Origin of the sequence: Bacillus cereus group sp. MYBKT14-1, assembly GCF_051915185.1 — a bacterium.
GTDB lineage: Bacteria > Bacillota > Bacilli > Bacillales > Bacillaceae_G > Bacillus_A > Bacillus_A cereus.
Genome location: NZ_JBQAEF010000003.1, coordinates 211,623 through 237,334 on the forward strand (window position 1 = coordinate 211,623; position 25,712 = coordinate 237,334).

Here is a 25,712-nt window from a genome sequence, read left to right on the forward strand (position 1 = left end):
AGATGAAAGGACTATTTAAAGGGTTAAAATATACATTAAGTAATTTGAGCAAGAAGAAGGTAACGTATGATTATCCAAATCAACCGTTGCCGTTGCCAGACCGTTTTCGGGGGATTCAAAAATTTTATCCGGAGAAATGTATTGTTTGTAATCAGTGCTCTAACATTTGTCCGACAGACTGTATTCAGTTAACAGGAAAGAAACATCCGGATCCTACGAAAAAAGGAAAAATTATCGACACGTATGATATTAATTTTGAAATTTGTATTCTTTGTGATTTATGTACAGAAGTTTGTCCGACAGAGGCAATTGTCATGACAAATAACTTTGAACTCGCGGAATATTCACGTGATGACTTATTTAAAAATTTGCAGTGGCTTGACGAAAACGACGAAAACGTCAGGAAGGAGAATAAGGCATGAATGGCGAGTTTGTAGCATTCTTTATACTATCCTTGTCTGCAATTATCGGCGGTGTTCTTATGTTGAACTTAACGAAAGTTATGCACATGATGCTAGCTCTCGTTCTGACATTTCTCAGCATTGCAGGTTTGTATTTTCTTTTGTCAGCCGAATTTATAGGCGTTGCACAAATTTTACTTTACTCTGGTGCAATCACAATTATTATGATTTTCGGCATTATGTTAACGAAACATAACGCGGAAAATGAATCGCGTCTTACTCTTCGAAAATGGATTATCTTCTTTGCAGTTGTAGCATTTGGAGCGGTTATGTATTTCGCTGTTAATAATGTTGATTTTGCAAATGAAAGCACACAAGGAAGTTTACCTCTCCATGAAAACAACACACTTCAAATCGGTACGCTTCTCTATTCAAAATATATTATTCCATTTGAACTAACTTCAGTTATTTTACTTGTAGCACTCGTTGGCGCAATTATACTTGCGAAAAAGGACGAGAAAGAGGAGGATTCCAATGAGTAGCGTTCCAGCTTCTGCATATTTAACACTTGCGATTATTTTGTTTTGCATCGGTCTATTTGGAGCTTTAACAAAGCGGAATACAGTAATCGTATTAGTTTGTATCGAATTAATGCTGAATGCTGCCAATTTAAACTTAGTGGCGTTTAGTAAATTAGGCTTATTTCCGAATTTAACAGGTCAAATTTTCTCACTGTTTACGATGGCTGTAGCGGCAGCGGAAGCGGCGGTAGGACTCGCTATTTTAATTGCTTTATATCGTAATCGTACGACAGTTCAGGTGGATGAAATGGATACGCTCAAAGGATAGCATTGTGACCGAAAAAGGGGGAAGGAAACAATGATCGATTATGCATGGCTCATACCGCTTTTCCCACTCGTTTCGTTTTTGTTACTTATTATATTCGGGAAGAAAATTAGAGAAGGAAGCAGCGTACTTAGTATTTTTTTCGTCTTTCTCTCCTTTATACTTGCGGTACTTGTGTTAATAGAAAGGTTTTCAGAAGCAAGCGTGAAGCATAAGTGGGTGTGGCTTAGAGCTGGAGATGTGGATATATCATTCGGCTTTGAAGTGACTGCATTAGGAGCTTTAATGTTATTTATCGTGACGCTTGTGAGTCTACTTGTACATGTGTATTCGAAAGGTTATATGAAAGGTGATGAACGATTACCGACCTTTTACGCATATTTAGGACTTTTTACATTTGCGATGTTAGGGCTTGTTATATCAACGAATTTATTACAGCTTTATATATTTTGGGAATTAGTCGGCCTTGGCTCATTTTTGCTTATCGGTTTTTATTTCTTTAAAGAAGAAGCGAAGGCTGCTGCAAAAAAGGCTTTTATTATGACCCGTATTGGGGATGTTGGTTTATTTATCGGGATGATTTTAATTTTTGGGTACGCAGGTAGTTTTGAATATGACGCAATATTTAGGGCGATTTATACAGGGGATCTACCTCCTTACATGATTACAATAACAGCGATATTAATTTTTATCGGGGCGATGGGGAAATCAGGGCAGTTCCCGCTTCATACGTGGTTGCCAGATGCAATGGAGGGGCCAACACCCGTTTCGGCACTTATTCACGCGGCGACGATGGTCGCAGCTGGCGTATATTTAGTAGCGACGATGTTCCCTCTATTTTCAGCAAGTACAGTGGCGATGCAGACAGTGGCAATCGTTGGAGCTTTCACTGCAATCTTTGCGGCCTCTATCGGTCTTGTGCAAACAGATATAAAGAGGGTGCTTGCTTATTCTACGGTTAGCCAGCTCGGGTATATGATGCTCGCGTTAGGTTCTGCTGGTTATGTAGCTGGTATATTCCATTTAACGACACACGCTTTTTTTAAAGCACTACTATTTTTGGCGGCAGGAAGTGTAATTCATGCTGTGCATACGCAAAACATTAATAAAATGGGCGGTTTACAGAAGAAGATGAAAGTAACTGGTACGCTATTTTTAATAGGTACCCTTGCCATTAGCGGTGTTCCGCTGCTTTCCGGTTTTTTCAGCAAAGATGAAATTTTAGCGGCGACGTGGATGAATGGCAATTACGTTTTATTTACTTTAGCGGTAATTGCGGCGTTTTTAACAGCGTTTTATATGTTCCGCCTTTACTTTCTTGTCTTTACTGGAGAAACGAAGACGAAGGAAGAAGTGCATGAATCGCCTCGCGTTATGACGTATCCAATGATTGTTCTCGGCGTTCTCGCAGTAGTGGCAGGATATATAAATACACCATGGTTTGGGACGTTTCTCGGAGATTGGTTGACGAAAGATGTAGGGTTTAAGGTTGAAGAAACGCATGGACCAGTTTGGATTATGATTGTTGCGACACTCGTTTCATTTGCGGGAATCGCTCTTGCATATTTCATATATAGGAAGAAGTCAATTTCTAGGAATTGGGCTGGGGGTACGGAAACATCGCTTTATAATCTTTTGAAAGAAAAATATTATGTGGATGAACTATACAACATGACGGTGATCCCTATTACGAAAGGAGTCGCTCATGTGCTTCGCTTATTTGAAGTGTATGTAGTCGAAGGAATTGCAGTTTTAATTGCAAGTGTAGTGAAAGGCACAAGTAATCTTGGATCGAAACTTCAAAACGGGAATGTACAAGTGTACGGTACTGTAACGGCGGTTTCGCTCGCTGTACTCGTCATTATTTTGCTCTATACGGGAGGGGATTTACGATGAATGATTTGTTGTTAACGTTCTTCATTTTTTCCCCGCTTTTAGGAATTTTATTGCTTGTATTAACACCGAAAAAGGAATTGCGTACAGTGCGAGCGCTTGGCTTATTTGGGACGGCACTGCCATTTGGAATCGCTATCGTCCTCGCTTGTACATATGCTTCTGGAAAGAATTTGTCACTATTCGATGAAAAGATGAAATGGATTAAGTTCGGCGATTTTACAGCGGTAGATAAAAGGTGGTTTTCTATTTATTACGAGCTCGGTATTGATGGTTTGTCGCTTGTCATGATGGTACTGACGGCTCTTCTAGCAACGCTTGCAGCAATTGCAGCCTTTTCTATTAAAAGAAATTTAAAAGCATTTTATATGCTGTTACTCATGCTAGAAATAGGAATGCTCGGTGTCTTTGCTGCTCAAAACTTAATGTTGTTTTTTATCTTCTTTGAAATTACGTTGCCACCAATGTTCTTATTAATTGGAAAGTGGGGAAAATTGTCGAGTGAAAAGGCTGCGTATAGTTATTTAATATATAACGGTATTGGCTCAGCTATTTTGCTCATTATTTTCTCAATTTTGTTCGCGAAAACAGGTACAACAAATATTGTGGAGCTGAAAGAGATATTAAGAAGCGTAAACGCAGAGGGAGCACTCGTCATCCCAGGTAGTTTGCAGCTTAGTGTATTTATTGCCATAATGATTGCTTTTGCAATTAAACTACCTGTTTTTCCGTTGCACCGCTGGATGGTCAATGTACACATAGAAGCGCATCCAGCTGTAGTTATGCTTCATGCGGGTGTTTTGCTGAAGATTGGAGCGTACGGTATTATTCGCTTCGGGAAAGGGCTATTCCCGGAATATTTTCACGATGTTGCAACACTAATTGCGATATTAGGCGTAATTAATTTATTATACGGTGCCTTTTTAGCGCTCATCCAAACAGACTTTAGGAAAGTACTGGCTTACTCTAGTATTTCGCATATGGGAATTGTGTTAATGGGACTTGCGTCACTTAATGCACCTGGTACACAAGGAGCGTTATTCCAGGTTGTATCGCACGGTTTAATTGCAGCCTTGCTGTTTTTCTTACTCGGTGTTATAGAACAACGTTTCGGAACATCAGACATTACAGTGCTTGGTGGACTCGCAAAAAGTGTCCCAGTACTTAGCGGCTTCTTCTTAGCAGGAGGAATGGCATCGCTCGGATTACCAGGGATGTCTGGGTTTGTTAGTGAATTTCTTGCCTTTCTCGGTTTATTTCAAGGAGAGCCCGTCATTGCTGCAGTCGGTGTGATTGGCATCATTTTAACCGCTGTATATGTATTAAGGGCGACACTTCAAGTGACATTTGGAAAGAAAGAGTGGGAAGCAAAATCTGATATACACGGATGGGAGTATGTCCCTGTTTTACTACTTATCTTTTGTATTATTGCAATTGGAGTTATGCCAGAAATACTAGGGGATCCGCTTCAAAATACATTGAAAACATTGGGGGTGAAGTAGGATGGATATGAATACGTTACTTAGCTTATCATGGCATCTAATGGTGCCAGAATTTATTATTCTCGGCGCCGCCATCCTCCTTTCCATATGTGATTTGTTTTTTAAGCTGAACCATAGATATGTAGCTCTTGGTGCGATTGCTGCCATCGTATTAGCAATCGTGTCATTAATTACTCTATATAGCGAACCGGCAGGAGATATTTTAAATGGATCGTTTGTGTTAGATGGATTTTCGAAAGGGTTTAAAACGTTGCTATTAGGTGCCTCAGCTCTCATTTTATGCACCGCAATGAGCGATGATAAGAAGAATCCAATTGAAGATAAAGGTGAATATTATTACTTATTTTTAATGGCACTTCTTGGCGCGATGTTCATGGCTTCTAGTGTTGATTTTATTACCCTTTTCGTTGGTTTGGAGTTACTTTCACTTTCTTCCTATATCTTAGTAGGAATACGAAAAAAGAGCCGTGCATCAAATGAAGCGGCAATGAAATACGTCATTAGCGGAGGAATTGGAACGGCGATTACGCTCTTCGGAATGAGTTATTTATACGGTATTACAGGTTCAACTAACATTGTAGATATGCAAAAGGTACTCACTGGGGAACTCGCTAGTGGTATTCAGTTATTGTTAGCTCTCGCATTTCTTTTATTGCTAGTTGGTCTCTCATTTAAAATTGCCACAGTGCCGTTTCATATGTGGGCACCTGATGTGTATGAAGGAGCAGCTACACCAGTTACTGCTTTTCTTGGAACGATTTCTAAAATTGCCGGGTTCCTACTCATTATTCGTTTGTTCCTTATGATCTTTGCAAGTGTATTAATACAAGGAGATATGCAATCTTTATATGGGCATATGAGTATATATATTGCGGTGCTAGCAAGTATTACGATGATTGTTGGGAATGTAGTAGCGTTAAAACAATACAATATAAAGCGTTTATTTGCTTATTCGGGCATTGCTCATGCAGGGTATTTACTCGTTCCACTTGTGGCATTATCACCATTTACGATGGATAGCATGTGGTTTTATATGCTGGCATACATGCTTATGAATATAGGCGCATTTGCCATTATCCACGGCTTAATCTTACAAAATAATGAGGAAAATATAACAATTTTCACAGGTTTATATAAAAGGTCGCCATTTACAGCGATAATGATGACAATTTTTATTTTATCGTTGGCTGGGATACCAGGAACGGCTGGCTTCATTGGAAAGATTAATATCTTTTTAGGCGCACTTCATGTAGAGCCAGCACATTACGTACTAGCTTCGATTATGATGGGTACGACAGTTGTTTCATTCGTATATTATTTCCGTATTTTACAACAAATGTTTTTCCACACCGGAGAGACAGAAGAGAGAATACGGTTACCGTTAAATATAAAGGTTGTTATGAGTCTTTGTGCAATTTCGATTGTAATACTAGGGATTATGCCGATGATTGGGTACAATTTCTTTTATGAATATTTTCCATTAATGAAAGATTTCTTCTTCTTAGGGAACGTGGTACAATAGTGAAAATAAAAGGTGTGGAGTCAGTACTCTGCGCTTTTTATTTTGTGTTAACTTGTAATGTAGATATACGTTTTTGGAAAGAAAATCACGATGAAAAATGTAAGATGTCTATGTGCATTTGAAAAAGTGTAGCTCCTACTTATTATGGTATCGTTTTTATATTCTTTCATAAGTAGTAGCTGAGTAAAAAGGGGTCGATTTTTTGGCACAACTTTTAGGGCAACAAGCACTGATTGCCATTGTTTCGCATTTATTGTTTATTACCATTACGTGGTGGGCCTTACAAGGCATTCACATTGAGCGTTTAATGAAGTCCGGAAAAGTGCTGCAGACGCGAGTATTACTCATCTTAATTACAATTGCAATTGGGACATCTGTAAGTAACTTTTTCCTTGATTATTTAGGCTATTCGAAGAGTTTAACGTATTTAGTAAAGTAAGTGTATAGAACCTCAAATCTCCGTTAACAATGGGGATAGGAGGGGATGAAATTGAAGCTTAAAGCCATTCTTATTGTTGCACTTAGTGTTGTTTTATTTTTGGTTGGATATAGAGAGATGAAACCGATAAGCGATGAACAGAAAATGGAGAGCATGATCAAGGCTTTAGAGAAAAATGATGCTAAAGTAGAAAAATGGTCATGGTTAGCGAGAGAAACAAAAACAATTTCTAACATACATACGTTTCAAAAGTTGTTAAACGATGTGAAGGAAAAGGCAAATATTCAAAAGTGGGAAGTAGAGCAATCTCCAGATGGATATAAAGCTACATCCTATAAAAAGCTTTCTTCTTATGAAGAACGAGTAGTAGTAACTTGGAGTAAAGAAAATACTAAAGAAAACACTTTCATTATCTTTGAAGTAAGTGGGGCGAAATGGGACCCGAAGTATGTTCAAAACATGAATAAAATTTTTAGTGAAAAACCTATAATTTACACTTGTGTTCAAGGTGTACTGAATGATAAGATTGAAGGTGTTTTGCAAAATAAAACCAATCAGGTTTTGAAAGATCTTTCAGCAAGAGCGATCGAACAAGTAGAAGAAAGAGCATTTGTGTCAGTCTCCGCATACAATAAAAAGTGGGATGACGCTCTTTCAACAAATAGAGAGAAAATAAATGTGCAAATAGCAATACGTTCTACAGACAACAAAGATACAATTGTGGTTGGCACACCGATCATAACTTCTGAGTATTGAGTGAATAGATACTGAAAAAAGGACACGGAGGGGAATAATTTGGAAAAGATCATCGTCCGTGGCGGAAAGCGGTTAAACGGCACAGTGCGTGTTGAGGGCGCAAAAAATGCTGTATTACCTATAATCGCTGCAGCCCTATTAGCGAGTGATGGAAAGAATGTACTATCTGAAGTACCAGTTTTGTCTGATGTATACACAATTAATGAGGTATTACGTCATTTAAATGCTGAAGTCGTATTTGAAAATAATCAAGTAACAATCGATTCTTCTAAAGAACTAAACATTGAAGCACCATTTGAATATGTACGTAAAATGCGTGCATCTGTTCAAGTAATGGGACCATTATTAGCACGTAACGGTCGTGCTCGTATTGCACTTCCTGGTGGATGTGCAATTGGTTCACGTCCAATTGACCAACATTTAAAAGGCTTCGAAGCAATGGGAGCAAAAGTACAGGTTGGTAACGGTTTTGTTGAGGCATATGTTGAGGGAGAACTAAAAGGAGCTAAAATCTACTTAGACTTCCCAAGCGTAGGCGCGACAGAAAACATTATGTCTGCAGCTACATTAGCAAAAGGGACAACAATTCTTGAAAACGCAGCGAAAGAACCAGAAATCGTTGACTTAGCTAACTTCTTAAATGCGATGGGAGCGAAAGTACGCGGAGCTGGAACTGGAACGATTCGTATCGAAGGCGTTGATAAATTATATGGTGCAAACCACTCTATTATTCCTGACCGTATTGAAGCGGGAACATTCATGGTTGCAGCAGCAATTACTGGTGGAGACATCTTAATTGAAAATGCTGTACCTGAACATTTACGCTCAATTACAGCGAAAATGGAAGAAATGGGTGTTAAAATTATTGAGGAAAACGAAGGTGTACGTGTTATCGGCCCAGATAAGTTAAAAGCGGTTGATATTAAAACTATGCCTCACCCAGGTTTCCCAACAGACATGCAATCACAAATGATGGCATTATTACTACAAGCTGATGGAACAAGCATGATTACAGAAACGGTATTCGAAAACCGCTTTATGCACGTTGAAGAATTCCGTCGTATGAATGCTGATATTAAAATTGAAGGTCGTTCTGTTATTATGAACGGTCCAAACAGCTTACAAGGTGCTGAAGTAGCAGCAACTGACTTACGTGCTGCAGCTGCATTAATCTTAGCTGGTTTAGTATCAGAAGGTTATACTCGTGTAACTGAGTTAAAACATCTTGACCGTGGCTATGTAAACTTCCATAAGAAATTAGCTGCATTAGGTGCAACTATTGAACGTGTAAACGAAAAAGTAGAAGAAGTGAAAGAACAAGAAGTTTCTGATCTTCACGCTTAATTAAAATAGTCTCTATGTCTTTTGACATAGGGGCTATTTTTTTTGGTTATTACTGTTATAGTCAATAAATTCTATACTTATGCACGTACCAGTAAAAATATTTAGAAAATTTCTGTTTTATACTCTTCCCCTTAAGTATGTTCTAAAAGAAAGAGTTGTTCCATAAGAATGAATGGAGTAAAGCTTTTATATTGGAGGAAAATAGGATGAAATTTTCAAAGCCACTTTTTATTACAGTAGCGCTCTTAATAGCGCTCGTTATCATTGTACCTGCAGCCCTTGTTATTCCATTTGCGAAAGCAAAAGGAGGGGAAGAAACGGCCTCTAAAACTCCTCCAGCGATAGAAAGCATACCAGCTCCAGGAAAAGTAGATACAGCTGTTCAAGTTGCTGTATATCGCGAAAAACAGAAGAAGGTAGAAACATTACCAGTGGAGGAGTATGTGACAGGTGTAGTAGCTTCTGAGATGAATGCCAGTTTTGAAATAGAGGCACTAAAGGCGCAGGCATTAGCAGCGAGAACATTTGTAGTACAACGTATGCTAAGCGGAGGAAAGAAAAATAATGCGGACGTGACAGATACGGTGAAAGATCAAGTGTACAAAAGCAAAGATGAATTGAAGAAGCAATGGGGTAATAACTACGAAAATAATTTGAAGAAAATCGAAGAAGCCGTTTCGAAAACAGCAGGACAAGTTTTAACGTATGATGGAAAACCAATTTCAGCATCCTTCTTTTCAACGAGTAATGGCCGAACAGAAAATGCAGCTGACTATTGGGGAAATGATTATCCGTACTTGAAAAGTGTAGATAGTCCGTGGGATCAAGCCTCTCCAAAGTTTACGAGCGAGCAAACATTTACAGTAGCTGATTTTCAAAAACGTCTCGGTGTGAAAGTGCTAGCAGACGGGAAGGTTGGAAATATTAAAGACCTTACGGAAGGAAAGCGCGTAAAGGATGTAGCTTTTCAAGGAAAAACATTAACTGGAAAAGAAGTTCGTGAAAAGTTAGATTTACGTTCTTCTGATTTTACGTGGAAACAACAAGGAGATAAAATCATCGTTACGACGAAAGGCTTCGGTCACGGCGTTGGTATGAGTCAATATGGGGCGAACGGCATGGCAGCGGAAGGAAAGAAATATACAGATATCGTCGCTCATTACTATAAAGGCGTTGAAATAAAGACGATGAATGATTATGAAGGAAAATTGATGGTGAAGAAATAGGTGTCAGAACTCTGGCACCTATTTTTTTCTGTTTAAAATATCATAATTTTCCATTAACTGTTTGATATAATAGGATAAAAAGGCATTTGGGGGAAATGAAATGGCGTTACTAGAGTTGAAACAATTAGGGAAGGCGAACCAGTTACCGGCAATTGAGCTAGAGGTGGAGAAGGGACAATGTATTGTTTTGCAATGCAATAATCATACAGCTAAAGTGTTACACCGCATCATTATTGGTGAAGAAGAGGCGTCGACTGGCAATGTACTGTTTGAAGGAGAAGCAATTGGAAAGAAAAATTATTCCCGCATCGGTTTTTGTTTTTTGAAAGATGAGGCATATGATCGTTTGAAGGTGAAAGAATACTTCAAATTTCTATTAGGGCTTTATGAATCAAAGATAAGTATAGAAGAAGTTGTGCAGTCTGTTGGTCTCCTAGATAAACTAAACGTTAAAATAGAAAAATTATCATTTTCAGAGAAACGCCGTCTTCATATCGGACGAGTGATGATTCATAATCCGGATTTAATCATTTTGGAAGAGCCAGAGCAAAATGTAGATATAGAGAGTACGGTTATTATTCGAAAAGCAATTATGAAAATGAAAGAGCAAGGAAAGGCGATTTTTATTACGTCATCTTTTCTATCGGATGCCCTTTCGTTAACGGAAGATGTATACATACTAAACAATGATGGTGTGAAAAAAGTAGAAATTGAACAAGAGGAAGCAGAAAAAGTCGATGAAGAGAAGGTCGTTCAAATAATTCCGCAAATGAAGTTAGAAAGAATACCTGCGAAAGTGAACGATAAAATCATTTTACTTGATCCGATGGAAATCCATTTCATTGAAACGCAAAACGGAGTAACGCATATTCACGTTCGTGAAGGTGATTTCGTATGTGCATTAACATTAAGTGAACTAGAAGCAAGATTAACAGGTTTTGGTTTCTTTAGATGTCACCGCTCGTATCTTGTGAATTTACAAAGAGTACGAGAAGTGATTACTTGGACTCGTAACAGTTTTAGTTTAATTTTGGATGACGAAAGAAAAAGTTCAATTCCGCTTTCAAAAGGACGCATGGATGAATTAAAAGGTGTGATTGGGCTATAAAAAGTGCTCCAATAAGCTCAACATGCGATTCATTCACCGGTAAAAATACTCCTTTTACCGGTATTTTACTGCGTAATCCCTTTGTTTTTCATATGATTGAGTCAAGAAAAGCGAAACAAACGAACGAAAAGCGCTAAAGCGACTTTCATCTATAAAGAAGAAAAACAAAGGGGATGAAGAAATGACATTGGCAATTGAAATGAAAGATGTAATGAAAAGTTTCAGTGGAAAAACGGCACTTCGAAATGTAAATATTGAGGTGAAGCAAGGAGAGATATTCGGATTCCTCGGACCGAGTGGATCTGGTAAGACGACAACAGTAAAAATTTTAACTTCTCAATTGCTTCATAGTGTTGGAACGGTAAGAGTATTAGGGAAAGATATTACAGGACCAAGTAGCATCGATTACAAACGAATTGGTATTTTAACAGATAACAGCGGCTTATATGAAAGACTTAGCATTTATGATAACTTACTATTATTTTGTGACTTATACGATTGCAAAAAAGAACGAATCGATGAAGTACTAACACAAGTAAATTTATTAGATGATAAAAAAACACCAGTAAAGAAACTATCAAAGGGAATGAAGCAACGCGTCACACTAGCGAGAGCAATCCTTCATAAACCAGATATCCTCTTCTTAGATGAACCAACATCTGCACTTGATCCAGTAAACGTACAAAACATTCATAAAATCTTAAAAGACTTAAATGAAGAAGGAACGACGATTTTCTTAACGACGCACAACATGGATGAAGCAGAAACGCTTTGTAACCGTATTGCCTTCCTTTGTGGCGGAGAAATTGTAGCACTCGATACGCCAGAGAACCTGCGCTTACAATACGCTAAGGATCAAATAGAGGTCGTATTAAAAGGTAAACGAAAAGAAGTAGTGCAAAAAGATGAATTAGGCGCAAATCGTATTTCAGAATGGATGAAAAAGGGCGAACTGTTATCTATTCATTCACACGAACCAACGCTAGGCGATATCTTTATTGAAGTTACTGGGAGGGGATTATAATGACATTTTCAATGAGACGTGTATCAGCTATTTTTAGAAAAGAAGTACAAGATTTTAAGACAAATTCACAAGTGTTGTTAATGGCATTTTTACCAATTATACTTTCATTTTTGTTTAGCAGATTTGGAGTGGGAAAGGAAATGTTAGGTATTACTACTATAACGGCCTTCCTATTTGTCGCAGGCTTTGTTCAATCTATGGTAATTGCAGAAGAAAAAGAAAAACATACATTGCGTGTATTAATGCTATCACCGGCATCTTCGGTTGAAGTTCTACTTGGAAAGAGTTTATTAACATCAGGTCTGACGATGGTCATTTGTATTGTAAATTTATTCATTTTAGATCAGTTAAATATTAATCTTCTATTGGTAGGATTGATATTCTTATGCGGAACTATTTTGTTTATCGTACTTGGAACAATGATCGGATTACTTGCATCTTCTGTACCACAAACATCAATAATTGGAATGCCGATATTAATGACGATGTATTTGGCTGTACAGTTTGAGCCAATGGTTGAAAATAAAGTAATTAAGACGATGATTGGATATCTTCCAACATCTCATATTGTGAAAGCACTTAAAAGCTTAGTAGGTGGGGCGGGATTTAGTAGTATTAGTGGGCATGTATTAAATGTTGCAGTTTGGCTTATTATATCGCTCGTTGTATGTTTAATCGTATATAAAAAGAAACAATTAGACTAAAAACTGAGCTAAAAGTGCTCAGTTTTTTCTTTTTTCTATCATTTCCTCGGAAATTTTACAGTTCTTATACATATTTTTACAGATTTTGTCGAAAAGTAATTAGTTATACGTTGTATAGGATACGTGAATATTGTTCAAAATGATTGCTGAGGTGATGATGGAATGCGAGGAAGAAATAATAAAAAGTCGCAAAAGGTAGTACATTTATTTCAAAAAAGATGGGTGTTTCCGGCACTATACATTGCTTGTGCAGCGGTAATCTTAATGGTTGCGCTATGGTTCCAAGGAGCTAATCCGAAGAAGACTCCAAACCACGATCAAGCAACACCGTATACACAATCGGAAGATCCAGCAGTACCAGTAACGAAATCTTCAGAAGTAGTGAAAATGCCAGCTGCCGCGAATGCGGAAGTAGTCGTACAGAAGAAATTCTATGAAGATGCAGCAACTGAGGCGGAACAAGAAAAAGCACTTGTCTTTTATAACAACACATATTCCCCGAACAAAGGAATTGACATTGCTGCGAAGAATGGAAAAGAATTCAATGTTGCTGCTGCTTTAAGTGGTACAGTAACGAAAGCTGAAAAAGATTCACTTCTTGGTTATGTTGTAACAGTTGATAGTGGAAATGGTGTAGCGGTATCTTATCAAAGCTTAGGCAGTGTGAAAGTAGAAAAAGGTGCAAGAGTTGCACAAGGTGAAGTATTAGGAACATCCGGTCTAAGTGCAATGAATAAAGAGGCAGGCTCTCACGTTCACTTTGAAGTACGTAAAGACAATGTGGCTGTGAACCCTGAACGTTACTTAAATAAATCAGTAACAGAAATTAAAGCTGATGCAGGTGCTGCAAAGGCTACGAATGCTTCTGGTAAAAAAGCTGATGACAAATCTCAAAAAGAAGAGAAGTCAACGAGCACGAAACCAGAAAGTAAAACAGAAGACAAGTCTCAAAAAGAAGAGAAATCAACAAGCGGTTCAACTAGTGACAAAAAAGAAGAACCGAAGAAAGAAGAAAAATCAACAAATGGTTCTACAGAATCATCTAACGATTCTTCTTCACAAGAATAAGAAAGTGAAAAAATCAGTTCCCACTAGGGGAGCTGATTTTTTTATTTTTATATAAAAATACTCAATTTCGAGAAAAAAGTTGCAAAAACAAGGAAAAATGACGAGATTCTCGAATATATATTACAAAAGGGAGGGGATACTGTGTCATTTTTATTTGTTCTGTCGACTGCTATTATTTTATTGTTTGTTTTATTCACCTTATATTATTATATTGCCGGTAAGAAAGAGGTTCCCCACCATCAATTATTAGAAGAAGAGTTTGAAAGAGAAGAATGACGCCTTATACATAAGGTGTCATTTTTTTTTCGTCAAAATAGTCACTGTTAACGTATTTCTCACAAAAAAACGTAATTTTTCTTAACTTAGTCCGCAAAAATAGTGAACATGTAGCATATATCAGTAGTGCGGGCAATACAATGGTATAAACCAAAGCAAAGAGAGTGTTTGAGGTGAGAAATCGTGAATCATTTCATTATAAATCCAAGAATGTTTAACGCTTACAAACAGCACTCACACTTACTTCTTAGTCGTATGCAGCGAGGCTCATTTCACCCTTCTCACATCCAAATTAGGGAGGCGAGTGGTGTGCACGATTACATCAAAGAGAGAACTATCAAGATTGGTAAGTATATCGTGGAGACAAGAAAGACAGTGCGTGTCATTGCAAAGGAATTTGGGGTATCAAAGAGTACAGTCCATAAAGATTTAACAGAGCGTCTACCAGAAATTAATCCAGAGCTCGCAAATGAAGTGAAAGAAATTCTTGATTATCATAAGTCTATTCGTCATTTAAGAGGTGGAGAAGCAACAAAGCAAAAGTATAGAAAAGAAGATGTAGAGAAGCCTGTACGTCAATAATGTTACAGTAGCAAACATTCCGTTCACATTCGGTAATATTTTTCAGAAGAATTCTTTTTGCGAATATTACGTTTCTGTTAAATTTATGATAAAATCAGAAATTAGGTGAAAAGAATTCGGGTGTAACCTGATTTTGAATATCGAGGAGGAAAAAACGGGAATGTTTGCGCGAGATATCGGAATTGACCTAGGTACGGCTAACGTATTAATTCATGTTAAAGGTAAGGGTATTGTATTAAATGAGCCATCTGTTGTGGCAATTGATCGTAATAGTGGTAAAGTATTAGCAGTAGGTGAAGAAGCGAGAAGCATGGTGGGACGTACACCGGGTAATATTGTAGCAATTCGTCCACTTAAAGATGGTGTAATCGCAGACTTCGAAATTACAGAAGCAATGTTAAAGTATTTCATTAACAAATTGGACGTAAAGAGCTTCTTTTCAAAACCTCGTATTTTAATTTGTTGTCCAACAAATATTACATCAGTAGAACAAAAAGCAATTCGTGAAGCTGCTGAACGTTCAGGTGGTAAAACAGTATTTTTAGAAGAAGAACCAAAAGTAGCCGCAGTTGGTGCTGGTATGGAAATCTTCCAACCAAGCGGTAACATGGTTGTTGATATTGGTGGAGGTACAACAGATATCGCTGTACTATCTATGGGTGATATTGTTACCTCTTCCTCTATCAAAATGGCTGGCGATAAGTTTGATATGGAGATCTTAAACTATATTAAACGTAAGTATAAGCTATTAATCGGAGAACGTACTTCAGAAGATATTAAAATTAAAGTTGGTACAGTATTCCCAGGTGCACGTAGCGAAGAGCTTGAAATTCGCGGACGTGACATGGTAACAGGCTTACCACGTACAATTACAGTATGCTCTGAAGAAATTACAGAAGCATTAAAAGAAAATGCAGCTGTTATTGTACAAGCTGCAAAAGGCGTATTAGAGCGCACACCACCAGAACTATCTGCAGATATCATCGACCGCGGTGTTATTCTAACAGGCGGTGGAGCTTTACTACACGGTATCGACATGCTTCTAGCAGAAGAACTAAAAGTACCAGTATTAATTGCTGAAAACCCAATGCACTGCGTTGCGGTTGGTACAGGTATTATGTTAGAGAATATCGACAGATTACCAAAGCGTGCTTTGAGATAATTTGAAAGAACTAAGGCTGACGCCTTAGTTCTTTTTTTCGTTTTTATATTTTTTTATTTTGATTTTTTGCGAAAATGGAAGGAAAATAGAGAAATGTGAAGGAAACAGGTAAAATATTCATATATATGGTTAAATTTAATATTTCCTTAATTGAAAACGTTTATAATATAATGAGTCGAATACGACATTAAGGCAAATAATGTTTCAATACATATTGCCTTTCCCTAATTTGGGCATACACTCCTTTCCACCTCCGTGTCAGTTGCAAAAATGTGCAACTATTTTAATGGAATAGAGTGTGTGCATTTTTTTTTAGGAAGTTGTGCTAAATATAAAATGTTACTTTGTAATGACAAACAATAAACAAAATGGGATAATAGCAATATGTCCAAGTGGTAAGACCAATATTACAAAAGGGGCGATTGTTATATGCTAAATATAGAACAAATTAAAGAAATCATTCCTCACCGCTATCCATTTTTACTTGTTGATAAAATATTAGAAGTAGATGAAGGTAAAAGAGCGGTTGGGATTAAAAATGTATCCGCAAACGAAGAATTCTTTAACGGACACTTCCCTGACTATGCAGTTATGCCTGGTGTACTTATTATAGAAGCATTAGCACAAGTCGGAGCAGTTGCAGTATTAAAGAAAGAAGAAAACCGCGGAAGACTTGCTTTCTTTGCAGGTATCGACAATTGCCGTTTCAAAAAACAAGTACGCCCAGGTGATCAGCTTCGTCTAGAAGTAGAAATGACACGCGTACGCGGCCCAATTGGAAAAGGAAAAGCAATCGCAACAGTAGATGGTGAAGTTGCATGTGAGGCAGAAATTACATTTGCGATTGGTGATAAAAAAGAATAGAGAAAAATAAAAAATCTCCTTGTGAAAAGACAAGGAGATTTTTTGTTTACTGCTATATAACGATGAAAAGATAATATACAAACTAATCAGAAAATATCTTGTAAATAGATGGTAATTACCATATACTTACTTTATTGTTTATCTAGAAAACAGGATAAGTGATAAAGGTAATAAAGAAATAAGGGCATTGTCATATTGTTAAGGTACTTAAATAAGACAAAGTAGAATGTTATTGATTATGATGAAATGTGGGGAACTCAGCAAGAATATTAATTAGACGTATGAAATCGAGCATAAGAGAGAGAAAAGGGAAATGTCGCATTTCACAAAAGGAGATTATGAATATGTTCGGGAGAAAGAAAAGAAAACCATTACGACAATTAATTACACATAAAGAGCCTAAATCGCGTATTACAGAACAATACCGTAACATTCGTACAAACATTGAGTTTACATCTGTAGATAACCATGTTCGTTCTATTATTGTTACTTCAGCAGATCCAGGTGATGGGAAAACAACAACAATCTCAAACTTAGCAGTTGTTTTCGGACAACAAGGAAAGATAGTTTTATTAATTGGAGCTGACTTGCGTAAGCCAACGATACAAAACTTATTTGCCATTCATAGTTCAAATGGGTTAACGAACTTATTATCAGGACAAGCAAAACTTATGCAATGCATTCAAAAAACAGATATAGAGAACGTATACTTAATGGCAGCAGGTCCAATCCCGCCAAACCCAGCAGAACTATTAGGGAGCCGGGCAATGGACGAGGCGTTGCTAGAAGCATATAACATGTTTGATATTATATTAATTGACACACCACCTGTCCTTGCGGTTACAGATGCACAAATTCTTGCGAATAAATGTGATGGAATCGTACTCGTTGTACGCAGCGAAAAGACGGAAAAAGATAAAATCGTAAAAGCGAAACAAATATTAGATAAAGCATCAGGCAAAATACTTGGTGTCGTTTTAAACGATAAAAGAGAAGAAAAAGAGCAGTATGGTTATTACTAAAATATGAAAAAGCCAACAAAATTTTTGTTGGCTTTTTTGTTTTCTGAAAATTATTTATCAAGTTATACAGTGTAAAAAGCATGATATGATAAAATTTTTGGGAAATCATTGGAATGTGTTGTCATATTTAAGATTATTTTGTAAGATTAAACTTGTTTCTTGTGAACAAATATAGAACTGAATTATTAAAAATAAAAAATGTAAGATTTATATGTTATAATTTTTCCTATGTGTAAATTTTAGAAAGTTGGAGGAACCTATGGAAGAAACAATTGGTCTAAAAGAGTTATTTCATATCTTAAAAAAACGTTTAGCAATGATCCTCGTAATTGCATTTGGTGTAGCTATAGTAAGTGCTATCATTAGCTTTTTCTTCATGACACCAATCTATCAATCTTCGACGCAAATTCTTGTTAACCAGAAGAAGCAAGAAGGCGCAGCAATTCAGTACAATGAGGTACAGACAAATATTCAATTAACAAATACATATAAGGTTATTATTAAAAGTCCTGTTATTTTGGATCAAGTGAAAGAAAAGTTAGGCCTGAACATAACAGCACAAGAATTGAACAAAAAAATTGAAGTGGCTAATGAAAAAGATTCACAAGTCGTAGCAGTAACTGCGCAAGACAAAGACCCGAAATTAGCTCGTGATATTGCTAACACAACTGCAGAAGTATTTAAAGGTGAAGTTGCGAAGATTATGAGTGTGGATAATGTTACGGTACTTTCTAAGGCTGAGTTATCAGAAGAATTATCACCAATTAAACCACGCCCAATGTTAAATGTAGCAATCGCTTTTGTCGTTGGTTTAATGGCTTCAATTGGTCTTGCATTCTTACTAGAGTACTTAGATAACACAGTGAAAAAAGAAGAAGATGTGGAAAACTTACTCGGCTTACCAGTATTAGGGATTGTAGCTCGTATGGATGAAGAAACATTGAACGTGAAATCACACGCTCCATCATCAAGAAAAGTGAGGGGACAAACAATTGGCTCTTAATTTATTTAAAAAGAAAAAGAATCATCGTCAACGCCGTCAATTAATTGCTCATCAACAACCGAAATCACCAATTTCAGAACAATATCGTAATATTCGAACGAATATTGAATTTGCAGCTGTTGATACGAATTTACATTCATTAATGGTCACGTCTGCAAATCCAAGTGAAGGGAAAACGACAACGACAGCGAATATGGCAGTTGTTTTTGCTCAACAAGGAAAAAAAGTATTATTAATTGATGCAGATATGCGTAAACCAGCAATGCATCAAATGTTCCAAGTAGATAACATTTTTGGATTAACGAACGTATTAACAAATAGTGAACGTTTAGAGAAGTGCGTGCAAACGACATCTGTAGACAATCTACACTTTTTAGCGTGTGGTCCAATCCCACCAAACCCGGCCGAATTGTTAGGTTCGAAATCAATGAAAGAACTTCTTGGGCAAGCATACAGTATGTATGATTTAGTTATTTTTGATATGCCACCAATTTTAGCTGTTACCGACGCACAAATTATGGCAAATGTATGTGATGCTTCTATTCTTGTAGTTCGCAGTGAATCAACAGAGAAAGAAACCGCAGTAAAAGCAAAAGGTTTATTGGAATCTGCAAAAGGTAAATTGTTAGGTGTTGTTCTAAACGACCGTGAACGTGAACAAGGCTTATATTATTATTATGGCGCAAACTAATTAAAAGGGTGAGATATGTTTCAACCATATCTCCTTTTTTCCCTTGAATATGAGACGTCTCATATTCAAGGGAAAAAAGACTGATAGGAGAGAGGGAGGCTGAAAGAATGATTGATTTACATTGTCACATTTTGCATGGCATCGATGACGGTGCACAAACAGTAACAGATAGTTTAGCGATGGCACAACAAGCCGTTTCAGAAGGAATACATACAATTGTCGCAACGCCGCACCATCAAAATGGCAAATATATAAATGAACGTACCTCAATTATTCATCATGTAAAACAACTAAATGATGAACTACAACAATATAATATTCCGCTTACTATTTTACCTGGGCAAGAGATTAGGCTATATGGCGATTTATTAGAAGACTATGAAGCTGGTAAAATTGTTACTTTAAATGAAACAAATAAATATATATTCATTGAATTTCCGTCGAATCACGTACCTCGTTATGCTGAACAACTATTATATGAACTGCGCGTTAAGGGAATGATTCCAATTATTGTTCATCCGGAACGTAATGCCGAGTTAATCGAGCGGCCAGATAAGTTATATAATCTTGTAAATAAAGGGGTATTAACGCAAGTAACGGCAGGCAGTTTATTAGGGAAATTCGGGAAGAAAATTAAAAAGTTTTCACTACAACTAGTCGAACATAATTTAACCCATATGGTTGCTTCAGATGCACATAACACAACATCAAGAGGATTTCATTTAGCGGAAAGCTATGAACTAATTGAGAAAGAATTTGGAATGAATGTTATGAGTGATTTGAAAGAAAATCCGTACTTATTAATTAGCGGGAAGGCAATTTACAAAGAAGATCCAGAACAAATTCGTCGTAAAAAATTGTTCGGTATTTTTTAAATAAGAATTGGTGATGTCTCCTAACCGTTATCAATGGGGGCACTCGGTCGTGCTGTGGGTAGAAATTTTATTTCATGCCTACCTTAGACGCTTGTCGTCGGGAGTATGACGTGAGGATGGGTTAGATGCCCATAATTTATTTCTAATAGAAACTCTACCTATGGAGTTATAAAAATGACTCTATAGGTAGGGTTTTTGTTATTGTTACATACAAATAAATAGATTTATAGGGGGAGTATAATTGAAAAAAGTAAGAAAAGCAATTATCCCAGCCGCTGGTCTTGGGACAAGATTTTTACCAGCAACGAAGGCGATGCCAAAAGAAATGTTACCTATCGTCGATAAACCGACAATTCAATACATAATAGAAGAAGCAATTGAATCAGGAATTGAAGATATTATTATTGTTACTGGAAAAGGAAAGCGCGCGATTGAAGATCATTTTGATCATTCTTTTGAATTGGAGCAAAGTTTACTAGAAAAAGGGAAGCATGAGATGTTAGAAAAAGTACAAGCTTCTTCAAAAATTAACATTCATTACATAAGACAAAAAGAACCAAAAGGTTTAGGGCATGCAGTATGGTGTGCTCGTAAATTTATTGGAAATGAACCATTTGCAGTACTACTTGGTGATGATATTGTCCAAGCAGAAACGCCTTGTTTACGCCAATTGATGGATCAATATGAAGGTACACAGTCGTCAGTTATTGGTGTACAAACAGTGCCTGAAAACGAAACGCATCGCTACGGTATTATCGATCCGGTTGAACAGAATGATCGCCGTTATCAAGTACGACAATTTGTGGAAAAACCAGCTCAAGGAACGGCACCATCAAATTTAGCAATTATGGGACGTTACGTATTAACACCAGAAATCTTTATGTTTCTTGAGAATCAACAAACAGGCGCTGGTGGCGAAATTCAATTAACAGATGCAATTCAACGTTTAAATGAAATTCAGCGAGTGTTTGCTTATGATTTTGAAGGAACTCGTTATGATGTTGGGGAGAAGTTTGGATTTATTAAGACAACGATTGAAATGGCATTACAGCATGAAGAATTAAAAGAAGACTTGATGAAATATATGAATACAATAGTTGGCAAAGAGAATGTATTCATATAAAAGGGAGGAAGGGAAAAGTTGGAGGAAAGAAATTTAATAAATAAATCTGCAACGGAAACTATCGATACTGTTAGAAAGCAAAATGTTTTGTATTTATTAATGAAAAGGGCAATAGATATTGTAGGTGCAATTATAGGTTTAATTATATTCTCCCCATTTTTTATTATAATCCCTATTCTTTATATGCGTGGAGAGGGAAAAGGGCCGGTATTTTTTAGGCAATCTAGGATAGGACAAAATGGTGAAACTTTTGGAATATATAAATTCCGTTCTATGGTAATTGATGCAGAAAAGAAGTTAAAACAAAATGAAGTGCTTTATAAAAAGTATATAGATAATAACTATAAACTTGAACCGGAAGAAGATCCTCGTATTACGAGTGTAGGGCGTTTTTTAAGGAAAACGAGCTTGGATGAATTACCCCAGTTTATCAATGTTCTTAAGGGCGACATGAGTTTAGTTGGACCAAGACCAGTAGTTCAAGAAGAGCTATTAGAATATGGGGAAAGAAAAAGTGACTTTTTATCTGTGAAACCAGGAATTACAGGATACTGGCAGGTTAGTGGAAGAAGTGATGTTGGATACCCTGAAAGAGTAGATTTAGAATTGCATTATGTATACAATGCATCATTATTTTTCGATATAAAAATTCTGTTTTTAACTGTAGTAAATGTGGTATTAAGAAGAGGAGCTTATTAATTAACTTTATTGTTGTAAAATGGAAAGGGTGTTACAGATGAATGAAAAAATTTGTGTAGTAGGATTAGGTTATATTGGATTACCAACAGCAAGTTTATTGGCCACTAAAGGATTTCAGGTATATGGCGTAGATGTCAATGAATCTGCTGTAGAAATGATTAATAGCGGAAAAGTACATATTTATGAACCGGATTTAGATATTATGGTAAAAGCCGCTGTGCAAAGTGGAAATTTAAAGGCAGGAGTTGTACCAGAAACGTCGGATATTTTCATATTAGCTGTTCCAACACCGTTTAAGGGTGATCATAAGCCAGATTTAACTTATGTTGAACAGGCAACGAAAACAATAGCACCATACATAAAACCAGGTGATTTGGTGATTTTAGAATCTACAAGCCCAGTAGGAACAACAGAAAAAGTGACGGAATGGATTTTAGAAGAACGCGAAGATTTAACTGTGACAGAAGAAATTAACTCGAATAAGGGTGTTTTCTTTGTAGCACACTGTCCTGAAAGGGTATTACCAGGACATATTTTAAGAGAATTAGTAGAAAATGATCGAATAATAGGTGGTATTAATCAGAATTCTACGAAGAAAACAGTAGATTTTTATAAGAAATTTGTCAAAGGTAAAATCCTTGAAACAAATGCTAGAACAGCAGAAATGGCGAAATTAACAGAAAACTCATTCCGAGATGTGAATATTGCATTTGCTAATGAATTATCTATGATTTGTGATGAACTTCATATTAATGTTTGGGAATTAATAAGTTTAGCAAATAGACATCCTCGTGTGAATATTTTACAACCAGGACCGGGAGTGGGTGGACATTGTATTGCTGTAGATCCTTGGTTTATTGTAGACGCAGCACCAGAACAAGCTAAGCTTATCCATACAGCTCGGCAGGTAAATGATTATAAGCCAGGTTATGTTGTAGATAAGATTCGTGAAAAGGCAGACAAATTTAAAAATCCTATAATTGCTTGTTTAGGTTTAGCATTTAAGGCTAATATAGATGATTTACGTGAAAGTCCATCTGTTGAAATTGTAGAATATTTAGCTAGTCAGCAATTAGGAAAAATTATTGTATCTGAACCCAATATTCAACAATTACCTGAGAAATTAAGCAAGTTAGGAATTGAATTAGATTCTACAGTTTCTACTATTTCAAAGGCAGATATAATTGTATTATTGGTAGATCATGACGCCTTTAAAGATATTGACCGTTTAACATTAAATGAAAAGGTTGTTATTGATACTAGAGGCGTATGGAGATGAAAAAGAATAAATATTTTTTAATTGGCCCTTATCCCCCCCCTTTAGGAGGGGTAAGTGTCTATATTTATCGTTCAAAAAAAAGATTAGAATCGATGGGTGTTGAGGCTGAAGTAATAGATTTTTCGAGGATGTCACGTTATGAGAAGATTAAGTTTTTGTTAATCACGAGTTTTCTATCACCGTCGTATCATACATTTCATTTGGACGGATTTAAATTTCCTTTAATGTTAATGTTAATTTTTAGGCCATTTAAATCCCATATCATTTTACATCATCACTCAATTCGAAGATTAGATAACTTAAGTAGGATTCAAAAATGGATTGCTAGAATATTCGTAAGAAAAATAGATGAATGTATTATGGTAGGAGCTCATTTGAAGGATGGTTATGTAAAAAATAACCTTCAATTACCAAAGAAAATAACTATTCAATCACCCTTTGTACCACCCCCAATGGAAGATGAACAAAAAATTATGGATACTTATTCATATGAAACTAAAAAATTTATAGCACAAGCAAATCCTCTTATAGTAGGCAATGCTTCTGTAATTACATTTCATAACGGTTTTGATTTATATGGTTTAGATATAAGTATTAAAATGGTTGATAAATTAAAAGAAAAGTATAAAGATATTGGATTAATTTTTGCGCTTGCAGAAATTGGTGACGAGGGTTATTTTAATGAAATTAAAAAAGAGATAAATTTAAGTGGGCTTGAAAATAATATTCATTTCATTACAGGACAAAAAGAATTATGGCCGCTTTTTAAACATGCAAATTTAATGGTGCGCCCAACATATAGTGATGGATATGGAATTAGTATAGAAGAAGCGTTATATTTAGAATGTCCAGCAGTTGCTAGTGATGTGTGTAAGAGACCGGAAGGAACAGTACTGTTTAAAAATAGAAATTTAGATGATTTTATAACTAAAGTAGAAAATAGCATAGGCCAGATGAATGAGGTATCGAAGGAGAAAGTATAATATGAAGCATCGTTTAATAACCCTTATTAAAAAGATACGTAATAACCTAGTACAGCTAGGTAAAAAGGGTTTTTTTAGTTTGTTACTTACTAAATTCTTGATCCAATTTTTAGGATTCGGGAGTATTATATTAGTTGCTAAATTTATTAATCCTGAAAGTATGGCACAAATAAGAAGCTTACAAACATATTTAACACTAGCTGTTATACTAGGAACTTTCGGTCTAGATACCGCTATATTAAAGTTTTGCGCTGAGAAGAGAGAAGACAACCAAAAAGAGAAAATCCTTTCGCATTCTATTCGGAATAGTTTGTTGTTTTCTTTTTTATCCATTCTGTTATTTAATTTATTTTTAATACTTACCTCTAAACAATATTCGATTCATTGGGGTATATATACTTTATGTGTACCAATATTAGCTTTAACAAATATATTAATTAATTATCTCCTGGCTTTAAAAAGGGTAAATAAAATGGCTAGTATACAAGCGATTATAAAAGTGCAGGGTGCATTGTTTATAATTATTGGTACTTGGTTATTTGGTGTGAAAGGTTTTATTATCTCTACGGTTTTAGGATTGGTTATTGGTTTATACCCTCTATTTAAAGAGGCAAATCTTGTGAAGAGATTAGATAATTCAAACATAGATATACCTAAGCAATTTTGGGGAATTGCTTTTTTTAGTTTTTTGGCTAATTTTGTAAATAACATAGGGAACTATGCAGATATTATTGTTATGGATAACTTTATAACTGATCGTGTTGAAATGGGATATTATTCAATTGCCACAATATTTCTTCTAGGTGCTACTCAAATCACAGCAACTTTACAAAATATATATACACCTTATTTGACAGAAAAAAGCAATGATTATAAGAGCTTAAAAGAGATGGCCTTTAATCTTCAAAAGAAGGCTATTATTTTAAGTGTAATTGCAGGATTAGCTGTGTATATTGGCTCTTTAGTATTTGTTCCTTTCTTTTATGGGGAATCATACAAAAGTACAATCACATATACAGGAATACTTATGATTAAATATGTGTTGTATTCATCTTATGCTATTATGGGTGTTACATTATTAGCGATGGGTAAGATGAAAGAAAATTTTTATGTGACACTTATCTCAGCACCTATTGCCTTATTAATTAATTATGCAGCTTCACAATACTTTGGCATTATAGGAGTTGCATGGGCGCAAATAGCTAATGGTGTCATTATGTTGACTTTACAATATACAATAGTAATCCGTGTATTTAAGAGATTAGATAAGTAAAAAGAACTTTTAAAATTTAGAGAGATCATATAAATAGGAGAAGAATC

The 25,712-nt window shown here is 36.0% G+C and carries 27 protein-coding genes; all 27 read left to right on the forward strand.

All coding sequences use genetic code 11. From position 1 onward, the window contains the following. Positions 1-2 precede the first annotated feature (2 nt). The 27 genes from nuoI to ACTFO4_RS11150 all read left to right on the forward strand — a co-directional run bounded on the left by nuoI (position 3) and on the right by ACTFO4_RS11150 (position 25,665). Positions 3-422, forward strand: a complete 420-nt coding sequence (nuoI, locus tag ACTFO4_RS11020) for an NADH-quinone oxidoreductase subunit NuoI (protein ID WP_000677191.1) — start codon at positions 3-5, stop codon at positions 420-422. Further along, a complete protein-coding gene (locus tag ACTFO4_RS11025; protein ID WP_001012812.1) occupies positions 419-943 on the forward strand; it encodes an NADH-quinone oxidoreductase subunit J in 525 nt (174 codons plus the stop codon). Before nuoI ends, ACTFO4_RS11025 begins: the two co-directional genes overlap by 4 nt. After that, the gene (gene nuoK / locus ACTFO4_RS11030; RefSeq protein ID WP_000100079.1) at positions 936-1,250 is read left to right on the forward strand and encodes an NADH-quinone oxidoreductase subunit NuoK; all 315 of its coding nucleotides are present in this window, start codon (positions 936-938) and stop codon (positions 1,248-1,250) included. Before ACTFO4_RS11025 ends, nuoK begins: the two co-directional genes overlap by 8 nt. 30 nt (positions 1,251-1,280) lie before the next feature. After that, the gene (nuoL, locus tag ACTFO4_RS11035) at positions 1,281-3,143 is read left to right on the forward strand and encodes an NADH-quinone oxidoreductase subunit L (protein ID WP_326234511.1); all 1,863 of its coding nucleotides are present in this window, start codon (positions 1,281-1,283) and stop codon (positions 3,141-3,143) included. Then, positions 3,140-4,642, forward strand: a complete 1,503-nt coding sequence (locus tag ACTFO4_RS11040) for an NADH-quinone oxidoreductase subunit M (protein WP_224201060.1) — start codon at positions 3,140-3,142, stop codon at positions 4,640-4,642. The genes nuoL and ACTFO4_RS11040 overlap by 4 nt, the downstream gene beginning before the upstream one ends. A 7-nt stretch (positions 4,643-4,649) precedes the next feature. Then, positions 4,650-6,164, forward strand: a complete 1,515-nt coding sequence (nuoN, locus tag ACTFO4_RS11045; RefSeq protein WP_002183008.1) for an NADH-quinone oxidoreductase subunit NuoN — start codon at positions 4,650-4,652, stop codon at positions 6,162-6,164. A gap of 202 nt (positions 6,165-6,366) precedes the next feature. Further along, positions 6,367-6,603: a DUF1146 family protein gene (locus ACTFO4_RS11050; RefSeq protein WP_000057889.1), complete on the forward strand. Its 237-nt coding sequence runs from the start codon at positions 6,367-6,369 to the stop codon at positions 6,601-6,603. A 51-nt stretch (positions 6,604-6,654) separates the two neighbouring features. Beyond that, positions 6,655-7,359 carry a YwmB family TATA-box binding protein gene (locus ACTFO4_RS11055; protein WP_000767916.1) on the forward strand — a complete coding sequence of 235 codons (705 nt, stop codon included), beginning with the start codon at positions 6,655-6,657 and terminating at the stop codon, positions 7,357-7,359. A gap of 39 nt (positions 7,360-7,398) precedes the next feature. Continuing rightward, the gene (gene murA / locus ACTFO4_RS11060) at positions 7,399-8,703 is read left to right on the forward strand and encodes a UDP-N-acetylglucosamine 1-carboxyvinyltransferase (protein ID WP_000411274.1); all 1,305 of its coding nucleotides are present in this window, start codon (positions 7,399-7,401) and stop codon (positions 8,701-8,703) included. Between the two features lie 206 nt (positions 8,704-8,909). After that, on the forward strand, positions 8,910-9,929 hold the full coding sequence (spoIID, locus tag ACTFO4_RS11065) for a stage II sporulation protein D (RefSeq protein ID WP_326263333.1): 1,020 nt from the start codon (positions 8,910-8,912) through the stop codon (positions 9,927-9,929). A gap of 100 nt (positions 9,930-10,029) precedes the next feature. After that, positions 10,030-11,037, forward strand: coding sequence for a LytTR family transcriptional regulator DNA-binding domain-containing protein (locus ACTFO4_RS11070; protein ID WP_078404968.1), 1,008 nt, complete (start codon positions 10,030-10,032; stop codon positions 11,035-11,037). 181 nt (positions 11,038-11,218) lie between these two features. Further along, complete coding sequence (locus ACTFO4_RS11075; RefSeq protein WP_000170866.1) at positions 11,219-12,061, forward strand: ABC transporter ATP-binding protein; 843 nt, start codon at positions 11,219-11,221, stop codon at positions 12,059-12,061. Beyond that, positions 12,061-12,765 (forward strand): ABC transporter permease, encoded by a 705-nt coding sequence (locus ACTFO4_RS11080; protein ID WP_326234509.1) that lies wholly within the window; start codon positions 12,061-12,063, stop codon positions 12,763-12,765. Before ACTFO4_RS11075 ends, ACTFO4_RS11080 begins: the two co-directional genes overlap by 1 nt. A 162-nt stretch (positions 12,766-12,927) precedes the next feature. Next, the gene (locus ACTFO4_RS11085) at positions 12,928-13,833 is read left to right on the forward strand and encodes a M23 family metallopeptidase (RefSeq protein WP_001214926.1); all 906 of its coding nucleotides are present in this window, start codon (positions 12,928-12,930) and stop codon (positions 13,831-13,833) included. Between the two features lie 141 nt (positions 13,834-13,974). Next, the gene (locus ACTFO4_RS11090; RefSeq protein WP_000008901.1) at positions 13,975-14,109 is read left to right on the forward strand and encodes a hypothetical protein; all 135 of its coding nucleotides are present in this window, start codon (positions 13,975-13,977) and stop codon (positions 14,107-14,109) included. A gap of 309 nt (positions 14,110-14,418) precedes the next feature. Continuing rightward, positions 14,419-14,691 carry a sporulation transcriptional regulator SpoIIID gene (spoIIID, locus tag ACTFO4_RS11095; protein ID WP_000544012.1) on the forward strand — a complete coding sequence of 91 codons (273 nt, stop codon included), beginning with the start codon at positions 14,419-14,421 and terminating at the stop codon, positions 14,689-14,691. Between the two features lie 160 nt (positions 14,692-14,851). Beyond that, positions 14,852-15,853, forward strand: coding sequence for a rod shape-determining protein (locus ACTFO4_RS11100; RefSeq protein WP_000457978.1), 1,002 nt, complete (start codon positions 14,852-14,854; stop codon positions 15,851-15,853). A 429-nt stretch (positions 15,854-16,282) separates the two neighbouring features. Next, entirely contained in the window at positions 16,283-16,717 is a 435-nt protein-coding gene (fabZ, locus tag ACTFO4_RS11105) for a 3-hydroxyacyl-ACP dehydratase FabZ (RefSeq protein WP_215551364.1), read from the forward strand. 344 nt (positions 16,718-17,061) lie between these two features. Beyond that, a complete protein-coding gene (locus tag ACTFO4_RS11110; protein WP_326234508.1) occupies positions 17,062-17,739 on the forward strand; it encodes a CpsD/CapB family tyrosine-protein kinase in 678 nt (225 codons plus the stop codon). A gap of 259 nt (positions 17,740-17,998) precedes the next feature. After that, the gene (locus ACTFO4_RS11115; RefSeq protein WP_047792180.1) at positions 17,999-18,742 is read left to right on the forward strand and encodes a YveK family protein; all 744 of its coding nucleotides are present in this window, start codon (positions 17,999-18,001) and stop codon (positions 18,740-18,742) included. After that, entirely contained in the window at positions 18,732-19,433 is a 702-nt protein-coding gene (locus tag ACTFO4_RS11120; RefSeq protein WP_001207174.1) for a CpsD/CapB family tyrosine-protein kinase, read from the forward strand. Before ACTFO4_RS11115 ends, ACTFO4_RS11120 begins: the two co-directional genes overlap by 11 nt. 107 nt (positions 19,434-19,540) lie before the next feature. After that, positions 19,541-20,308: a tyrosine-protein phosphatase gene (locus ACTFO4_RS11125; protein WP_047792179.1), complete on the forward strand. Its 768-nt coding sequence runs from the start codon at positions 19,541-19,543 to the stop codon at positions 20,306-20,308. Between the two features lie 241 nt (positions 20,309-20,549). Further along, positions 20,550-21,431: a UTP--glucose-1-phosphate uridylyltransferase BpsC gene (gene bpsC / locus ACTFO4_RS11130; RefSeq protein ID WP_098214002.1), complete on the forward strand. Its 882-nt coding sequence runs from the start codon at positions 20,550-20,552 to the stop codon at positions 21,429-21,431. An 18-nt stretch (positions 21,432-21,449) separates the two neighbouring features. Next, complete coding sequence (locus ACTFO4_RS11135; protein ID WP_000392722.1) at positions 21,450-22,130, forward strand: sugar transferase; 681 nt, start codon at positions 21,450-21,452, stop codon at positions 22,128-22,130. A 37-nt stretch (positions 22,131-22,167) separates the two neighbouring features. Further along, the gene (wecC, locus tag ACTFO4_RS11140) at positions 22,168-23,409 is read left to right on the forward strand and encodes a UDP-N-acetyl-D-mannosamine dehydrogenase (RefSeq protein ID WP_047792189.1); all 1,242 of its coding nucleotides are present in this window, start codon (positions 22,168-22,170) and stop codon (positions 23,407-23,409) included. Next, entirely contained in the window at positions 23,406-24,392 is a 987-nt protein-coding gene (locus tag ACTFO4_RS11145) for a glycosyltransferase family 4 protein (RefSeq protein ID WP_047792178.1), read from the forward strand. Before wecC ends, ACTFO4_RS11145 begins: the two co-directional genes overlap by 4 nt. A gap of 1 nt (position 24,393) precedes the next feature. After that, on the forward strand, positions 24,394-25,665 hold the full coding sequence (locus ACTFO4_RS11150; RefSeq protein WP_047792177.1) for a lipopolysaccharide biosynthesis protein: 1,272 nt from the start codon (positions 24,394-24,396) through the stop codon (positions 25,663-25,665). The last annotated feature ends 47 nt before the right edge of the window (positions 25,666-25,712 follow it).